At 37.1% G+C, this 6,543-nt stretch carries 6 protein-coding genes and 1 tRNA gene; 4 read left to right on the top strand and 3 right to left on the bottom strand.

Features of this window, described 5'->3' with window-relative positions:
* Positions 1–121 precede the first annotated feature (121 nt).
* Both AABE15_RS04550 and AABE15_RS04545 read right to left on the bottom strand, forming a co-directional pair.
* Positions 122–343, bottom strand: a complete 222-nt coding sequence (locus tag AABE15_RS04550) for a hypothetical protein (protein WP_338330097.1) — start codon at positions 341–343, stop codon at positions 122–124.
* 18 nt (positions 344–361) lie between these two features.
* Positions 362–435 (bottom strand) — tRNA-Gln (locus tag AABE15_RS04545).
* A 165-nt stretch (positions 436–600) separates the two neighbouring features.
* Here AABE15_RS04545 and AABE15_RS04540 point away from each other — a divergent pair.
* The 4 genes from AABE15_RS04540 to AABE15_RS04525 all read left to right on the top strand — a co-directional run bounded on the left by AABE15_RS04540 (position 601) and on the right by AABE15_RS04525 (position 5,284).
* Positions 601–1,602 (top strand): Ppx/GppA phosphatase family protein, encoded by a 1,002-nt coding sequence (locus AABE15_RS04540; protein ID WP_338330096.1) that lies wholly within the window; start codon positions 601–603, stop codon positions 1,600–1,602.
* 20 nt (positions 1,603–1,622) lie between these two features.
* The gene (locus tag AABE15_RS04535; RefSeq protein WP_338330095.1) at positions 1,623–2,345 is read left to right on the top strand and encodes an RlmE family RNA methyltransferase; all 723 of its coding nucleotides are present in this window, start codon (positions 1,623–1,625) and stop codon (positions 2,343–2,345) included.
* Positions 2,346–2,474: 129 nt separating this feature from the next.
* On the top strand, positions 2,475–3,959 hold the full coding sequence (gene guaB, locus AABE15_RS04530; protein WP_338330094.1) for an IMP dehydrogenase: 1,485 nt from the start codon (positions 2,475–2,477) through the stop codon (positions 3,957–3,959).
* A gap of 26 nt (positions 3,960–3,985) precedes the next feature.
* Positions 3,986–5,284, top strand: a complete 1,299-nt coding sequence (locus tag AABE15_RS04525) for an RsmB/NOP family class I SAM-dependent RNA methyltransferase (RefSeq protein WP_338330093.1) — start codon at positions 3,986–3,988, stop codon at positions 5,282–5,284.
* A gap of 4 nt (positions 5,285–5,288) precedes the next feature.
* Here the strand turns inward: AABE15_RS04525 and AABE15_RS04520 are convergent, their stop codons facing one another.
* Positions 5,289–6,533, bottom strand: a complete 1,245-nt coding sequence (locus AABE15_RS04520; protein WP_338330092.1) for a sodium:proton antiporter — start codon at positions 6,531–6,533, stop codon at positions 5,289–5,291.
* Between the last annotated feature and the right edge of the window lie 10 nt (positions 6,534–6,543).

The raw sequence follows: 6,543 nt of genomic DNA, 5'->3' as shown, positions 1-6,543 counted from the left end.
TTTAGAACCTTACAGATATGTGCTTGTAAACAGTGAAAATAAATTAAAATTGATACATGATATTCAATAAGACCCCTGCTTGTTAAGAGGGGGTTAGACATAACGGAGAAACTTTATCCGCTTAAGCGTATTGCTTTTGTTTCTCAGTCTGTTGGATATAGGTGTTTGTGTTTTTGATCTCAATAATGAGGCGCGTATTGTTTGTAATTGCAACATGATCGAAAGGAAGCCAAGCATTTCCGTTTGTCCAGCGATAGGTATTGGATTCGTTCGTGTGCCATCCGTAGAGAGTTTTTTCTTCAAAATGTTGATTGATGTCGATCGTTTTGTGAAACTGTTTCAAGACCTTAAGAAAAACTAATGGCTGGGGGACCTGGATTCGAACCAGGGCTGACCGGGTCAGAGCCGGTAGTTCTACCGCTAAACTATCTCCCAAAGAAAGTGACAAAAATGATTATCACTAAATTATGGATAAAACAAGGAATATTCTATATAGAATTAATGTGAGTTTTATAAATTATTTTATTGGTAGGTTTACTCATTTTATAAATCATTAATACAATAACGTTATATTGTGGTGAATACTTGGGGATTTGACAGATGTTTGCGGCATTAGATTTAGGGACAAATAATTGCCGGCTCCTGATCGTTGCTTCAGGTCGTAGTGGGGTTAAAGTTATTGATAATTATAATCGAGTTGTTCGGCTAGGTGAAGGTTTATACGAAACCGGAGTGCTAAGTGAAGCAGCCATGTCACGCACTTTGTCGGCGCTGCATCATTGTGCTGATCGTATTGAAAAACGAAAATTGTTTCAACTTTATGCTGTTGCAACTGAGGCGTGTAGAAGGGCTAAAAATGCATCTGATTTTTTGGGTAAAGTTCATAAAGAGACAGGGCTAAATATAAACGTTATAACTTCTAGAGAAGAGGTGGAGCTGGCGGTTGCCGGTTGTGCTACATTGTTTCACGATAAATTACTACGTCGTAATCGAACGAAAAGTCTCTTATTTGATATAGGGGGAGGATCAACTGAAATTGCTTGGGTTCGTATGGATGTGCTCAGAGGAAAACAAACGCTTATTGGCTGCCATAGTATCCCTGTAGGAGTTATCACGTTAAGGGAGCAATTTAAAAAGTTGACTCTTAACGAATACTATCGAATGGTTGAGTATGTTTTAGATAAAATGCATTCTTTTGAATGTATCCATCAAATAAGAGCTGAAATTTTTCGTGATCAAGTACAATTAATAGGAGTTAGTGGTACTGTAACGGCTTTAGCAAGCATGATATTAAAACAACCTAAATATTGTCGTTCAGCTATTGATGGATTACTCTTACCAACCGTTCAACTCAAGGATATTATTCGGCAGATTTTAACCACTAAATTTAATAAAATTTATGATTATTCAATAGTTAATCATCAAAGGTTACAATATCTGTTACCTGGTTGTGCTATTTATGAAGCTATAAACACATTGTGGCCAGTAGAAGATATTGTTATTGCTGATAGAGGGATACGGGATGGTATTATTGCGACAATGCTACAAAAAAAACCTTTAGTATCAAAAAATTATCGGTCTCGTCATGCTCATAATTTGTAAAAAACAAAGACAGTTGGTTTATGGACAGTAAAAGTAATCAAAATAATTCAATAAAAAAAAAATCACGATTTGTAAGCGACGGGTTGACTGTTAAACTCAAAAAAACTCGGGGTAAATCGACCTCACAGCAACGTTGGTTGACAAGACAATTAAATGATCCTTACGTGAGGGCGGCACAGCAACAGGGATGGCGCTCTCGGGCTGCGTTTAAATTGATCGAACTGGATCAAAAATTCCATATTTTTAAACCTAACATGAAGGTAATAGATTTAGGCGCAGCCCCAGGAGGTTGGTCGCAAGTCGCAAAATCATTGAAAGCCAAGCAGGTAGTCGGTATTGATTTGTTGGCTATAGAACCTATGACAGATGTCGAGTTCATTCAAGGTGATTTTACGGATGTATCTAATTCAAAGCTTTTGATAAGTAAATTAAAGGGCAAGGCTGATGTTGTTCTATCGGATATGGCCCCCAATACAACCGGTCATTCTGGGACCGACCATATTCGAATCATGAACCTTACAGAAGAAGCTATTTATTTTGCAGCCCGAATATTAAATCCTGGCGGTATATTTGTTGCCAAAGTGTTCCAGGGTGGCACTGAAAAAGAGCTGTTAATACGATTGAAACAAATGTTTTCTATAGTTAAACATGCCAAACCTCCAGCAAGTCGTAAAGAATCCAAAGAACTTTATGTGGTAGCCATGGGCTTTAGACCTTCTGAGATTTCTCTTAGTAATAAATAAGTGTTAAAGAAATATGTAGAATTTTCACTTGTATAATGAGGGTTTTCAGAGTAAGAAGAATTGCCAAATGATTGGAACCCTTTTACAAAGGGTTTACCCTTTTCATAATCTTTTCCAAGGGGGACCAAGATGGCATTATTACCATACCAAACTAAATTAATTTGTGAAGCACTTACATTTGACGATGTGTTAATTATTCCGGCAGCATCTGATGTATTGCCCAGTCAAGCAAAAGTTAAAAGTAAGCTTACACAAAAAATTTTATTGAATATACCGTTAATATCTTCGGCTATGGACACCGTAACGGAATACGCTATGGCAATAGCAATGGCACAAAATGGAGGTATAGGGGTAATTCATAAAAATCTTTCCATTGAAGATCAGGTAACGCAAGTGCGACAGGTTAAACGGTTTGAATCGGGTATGGTCGTCGACCCCGTGACCGTAAACCCTGAAACTACGCTTCAGGAAGCTATTTCAATTATGCAGCGTAACAGTATAAGTGGTTTGCCAGTTATTGAAAAAAATACCCATAAATTGGTGGGCATTGTTACGCATAGAGATGTGCGTTTTGCTACCAATCCCAGTCAGCCTGTTTCTGAACTAATGACTAAAGACAACTTAATTACGGTAAATGAGGGGGTAAAACCGCAGGAAGTAAAAAAACTTTTACATCAAAACCGTATTGAAAAATTATTAGTTGTTGACAACGAAAAACGTTGTGTTGGTATTATAACCGTCAAAGATATGGAGAAATCGGTAACATATCCTTTAGCCAATAAAGACGAATTAGGTCGGTTAAGATGTGCAGCGGCTACGGGGGTTGGTGACGATGGCTATAATCGAGCTATTGCTTTAATTGAAGCAGGTGTAGACGTTCTAGTAGTTGATACGGCTCATGGACATTCTAAAGGAGTTTTAGAGTCTATCAAGCGTTTAAAAATTGAATACCCTTCGCTTCAATTGATTGCTGGAAATATTGCTACCCCAGAAGGTGCCAAAGCTTTGATTGAGGCAGGAGCCGATGCTGTAAAAGTTGGCATTGGTCCAGGTTCAATTTGCACAACCCGTGTGGTTGCTGGGGTAGGTGTTCCTCAATTTTCTGCTGTTATGGAAGTTGCTAAGGTTTGTTATCAAGAAAATATACCCCTTATTGCTGATGGTGGAATTCGTAATTCAGGCGATATTGTGAAAGCCATTGGGGCAGGTGCAGACATTGTTATGGTTGGTTCTTTACTGGCTGGAACCGATGAGGCACCTGGTGAAGTCTTTCTTTATCAAGGGCGCTCTTACAAATCGTATCGAGGAATGGGAAGCTTAGGGGCGATGGCTCGTGGTTCAGCGGATCGTTATTTTCAGCAGGATATTAAAGAAAATCATAAGTTAGTACCAGAAGGTATAGAGGGACAAGTACCTTATAAAGGATCAGCTGAAGCGGTTATACATCAATTAATTGGTGGATTGAAAGCAGGAATGGGCTATACTGGAAATACTACAATACAAGAAATGAAGGCCAATGTACAATTTCGTAAAATTACTGGGGCAGGATTAAGAGAAAGCCACGTTCATGACGTTGTTATAACGCGTGAAGCTCCTAACTATAGACATAATTAATTTCCTTTATATTTTAAGAACACTTTATGACCCCCTCAGCCCAAATTTCTGCTGTAATTGAACTGCTTATATCTATTCAGAAAGAGTTTCATTTGCCTGCGGATAGCGTTGCCAACCGATTTTTTCGTCAAAGACGATATATAGGTGGAAGCGATCGTCGGTTTATTTCGGACCAAATTTGGTCAGTATTAAGAAGTTATCGTAAAGTAGAGTGGTGGTTAAAACGTATTGGTAGTCCTATCAATCCTAGAATGATAATTGCAGCGCACACCATGTTAACGGGTTCATCGCTTCAGTCTCTTAAGAGTGTTTTTTCTGGGGAAAAATATGCGCCTTTACCACTAAGTTCAAACGAAATTCTTTTTCTCAAGAACTTAGAAAATAAAGAGTTCTTGAGTATTCATATGCCAAAAGCGGTAAAATATGAGATTCCAGACTGGGTATATCCATTTTTTGAAAAACAGTTAGGGGATCGGATTGATGTAGAATTGACTGCATTGTTAGAACCGGCTCATTTAGATTTGCGTGTGAATACGATAAAAACAACATTAGAAGATGTTGAAAAAAAACTTAGCGAACAAAAATTTAATTTTGAACGAATGAAGCTATCGCCATGGGGATTGCGGTTAAAAGGAAGACAATCCATCACGTTGTCGGATCTCTTTACACAAGGATATGTTGAGATACAAGATGAGGGTAGTCAACTTATTGCCATCATGACAGGCGTTACCTCGCATATGAGAGTATTGGATTATTGTGCGGGTGCAGGTGGAAAAACGCTCGCAATGGCAATGATGATGGTAAATAAGGGGAATATCATTGCTTCTGATGTGTCCACTATACGTTTAAACGCTGCTCAAAAACGGTTTAAAAGAGCAGGGGTTTTTAATATTCAAACGCATTTATTTGCAGAACATGCAAAATGGATAAAAAGACGTTTAGAAAGTTTTGATCGTGTCTTAGTGGATGCTCCTTGTAGTGGAACTGGCACATGGAGGCGCAATCCAGACGCGAGATTAAGCTTTAAAAAGAAAGATTTAGACGAGCTTATAATAAAACAAGCTCAAATTTTAAATTCTGCCTCCAAAATGGTTAAAAAGGGTGGTCGTTTATTATACGCGACGTGCTCTTTGTTGCAGCAGGAAAATCAAGATCAAATTAACCAATTTCTTGAAGCGCATAAAGAATTTACCCCTGTTTATTCAGACGCTAGTCAAGAACTCCTTGCTGCACCCTTCAAAGAAAAAACATTTTTTCAATTAACCCCGGCTCAATATGACACGGACGGATTTTATTGTGCGATTTTAGAGAAAAAGATAGCTTGATTGCTTAATGCTTGAATTTGTAAAAAGTTTTAATGAGCTTTTCCATTGTAAGTCCTTGAACAATAATAGTAAATACCACTCCAATATATGTAATAACTAAAATTTCATGTTTAGGAAAATTGTTTGGTAAAGAAAGAGCAATAGCCAGTGAAATACCCCCTCTTAATCCCCCCCATGTTAATATAGCCATTAATCCTTTTGGATTATCATCTGTTCCTAAAAGAAAAGCACCGCTGATTGAAATAGCTAAGCAACGGCAAATTATCAAAAAGGGTATGTTTATTATTCCCATCAGTATAGTAGTTGGATGAAAAGGAATAATCATGATTTGTAATCCAATAATTAAAAATAAAAGCGTATTTAAGATTTCATCTATGGTATGCCAAAAATTAGATAATAAATGATCATGAATATAAAAGGGATTTCTATGTATGTGATTACCCATTAGAAGACCACTCGTAACCACTGCGATGGGGCCAGACATATGTAGATGATCAGCTAATGAATAAGTGCCTGCTGCGAGAGCAAGCGTTAATAAAATGATTAGTTCATTTTGCTGAGTTTTTTTGATAATGTGGAGCATTAAAAAGGCAGTGGTAATACCAAATAATATGCTCCCAAAAATTTCTTGTACAAAGATAAAAATTAAATTTTGAGGATTGGGCGTGTAGTTTTCCATTGCGATGGCTAACAATGTTGAAAAAGTCATAAGAGCAATACCATCGTTGAACAAACTTTCTCCTGCAAAAATTGCTTGTAGTCGATTTGGCAAACCTAATCGACTCAACATATTCATAATAGCTACAGGATCGGTTGGTGCCATAATGGAGCCTAAAATTAAACACCATACAAACGGTAAAGGGATAGCACAAAAATAGGCCAGTCCAAAAAAAGCACAGCTTAAAAGTAAAATATTAATTAAAGTTCCTAAAATTGCTAAGGAGGCGACATGATATTTTGCTGTCCAAAGTGCATCTAGGTGTACTTGTAAGCTTCCTGCAAATAGTAAAAAAGCTAATGCTCCTTTTAACAATAGTACAGGGAAATTCATTTGAGAAAGTATATTTTGAGCAAAAGAGTAGCCATAGAAAAACGATAAAGAGTAATCGCTAATAAATAGAAACAATGAAAAAATAAAAGCGACAATCATAATTCCTATGGTGGTGGGAAGTCGGAAATATTTTTGATTTATGATTCCACTGATCGCTGTTAAAAAGAATAATGAAGAAATTAATATTAATATATCCATTTATCTTTTC

The organism is Commensalibacter sp. Nvir (assembly GCF_963921845.1).
Lineage (GTDB): Bacteria > Pseudomonadota > Alphaproteobacteria > Acetobacterales > Acetobacteraceae > Commensalibacter.
Note: the sequence above shows the minus strand (reverse complement) of the source record. Positions and strands in the feature narration are given on the sequence as shown.

What these genes read in the sequence shown, in the direction of transcription:
- AABE15_RS04540 (WP_338330096.1), top strand. Translation starts at nt 601, where the DNA reads ATGTTTGCGGCATTAGATTTAGGGACAAATAATTGCCGGCTCCTGATC.
- AABE15_RS04535 (WP_338330095.1), top strand. Translation starts at nt 1,623, where the DNA reads ATGGACAGTAAAAGTAATCAAAATAATTCAATAAAAAAAAAATCACGA.
- guaB (WP_338330094.1), top strand. Translation starts at nt 2,475, where the DNA reads ATGGCATTATTACCATACCAAACTAAATTAATTTGTGAAGCACTTACA.
- AABE15_RS04525 (WP_338330093.1), top strand. Translation starts at nt 3,986, where the DNA reads ATGACCCCCTCAGCCCAAATTTCTGCTGTAATTGAACTGCTTATATCT.
- AABE15_RS04520 (WP_338330092.1), bottom strand. Translation starts at nt 6,533, where the DNA reads ATGGATATATTAATATTAATTTCTTCATTATTCTTTTTAACAGCGATC.